This window comes from Candidatus Binatia bacterium, from assembly GCA_023150935.1.
GTDB lineage: Bacteria > Desulfobacterota > Binatia > HRBIN30 > HRBIN30 > JAKLJW01.
Window position 1 is genome coordinate 1 of record JAKLJW010000102.1, and the last position, 1,238, is coordinate 1,238.

Annotated in this window: 1 rRNA gene; it reads right to left on the bottom strand. The window is 53.2% G+C overall.

The features are described 5' to 3' along the window. Positions 1-1,238, bottom strand: a 23S ribosomal RNA gene (locus L6Q96_23145); the annotation flags it as partial.

Genomic DNA, 1,238 nt, shown 5'->3' on the forward strand with positions numbered 1-1,238 from the left:
CTTTGGGAGGAGACCGCCCCAGTCAAACTGCCTACCATGCACTGTCCCCGATCCGGATGACGGACCCAGGTTAGAACCTCAAACACACCAGGGTGGTATTTCAAGGACGGCTCCACAGAGACTGGCGTCTCTGCTTCAAAGCCTCCCACCTATCCTACACAAGTCTGTTCAAAGTCCAATGCAAAGCTACAGTAAAGGTTCACGGGGTCTTTCCGTCTAGCAGCGGGGAGATTGCATCTTCACAAACATTTCAACTTCGCTGAGTCTCGGGTTGAGACAGTGTGGCCATCGTTACGCCATTCGTGCAGGTCGGAACTTACCCGACAAGGAATTTCGCTACCTTAGGACCGTTATAGTTACGGCCGCCGTTTACCGGGGCTTCGATCAAGAGCTTGCACCCCATCACTTAACCTTCCGGCACCGGGCAGGCGTCACACCCTATACGTCCACTTTCGTGTTTGCAGAGTGCTGTGTTTTTATTAAACAGTCGCAGCCACCTTTTCACTGCAACCCCATCGGCCTTCGTCCGCGAGGGACTACAACCTACCGGGGCACACCTTCTCCCGAAGTTACGGTGTCAATTTGCCGAGTTCCTTAACCCGAGTTCTCTCAAGCGCCTTAGAATTCTCATCCTACCCACCTGTGTCGGTTTGCGGTACGGTCGATTATGAGCTGAAGCTTAGAGGCTTTTCCTGGAAGCATGGGATTACTCACTTCAGGTCCGTAGACCCTCGTCATCACGTCTCGGCATTGACCAACCGGATTTGCCTGATTGATCTGCCTACCGGCTTAAACGACCTATTCCAACAGGCCGCTGAGCTACCCTTCTCCGTCCCCCCATCGCACTCATAATCGGTACAGGAATTTTAACCTGTTTCCCATCGACTACGCATTTCTGCCTCGCCTTAGGGGCCGACTCACCCTACGCCGATGAACGTTGCGTAGGAAACCTTGCGCTTACGGCGAGGGGGCTTTTCACCCCCTTTAACGCTACTCATGTCAGCATTCGCACTTCTGATACCTCCAGCAGGGTTTACACCACCACCTTCGCAGGCCTACAGAACGCTCTCCTACCATATGACCTAAGTCATATCCGCAGCTTCGGTTACATGCTTGAGCCCCGTTACATCTTCCGCGCAGGACGACTCGACCAGTGAGCTATTACGCTTTCTTTAAAGGATGGCTGCTTCTAAGCCAACCTCCTAGCTGTCTATGCCTTCCCACCTCGTTTGCCACTT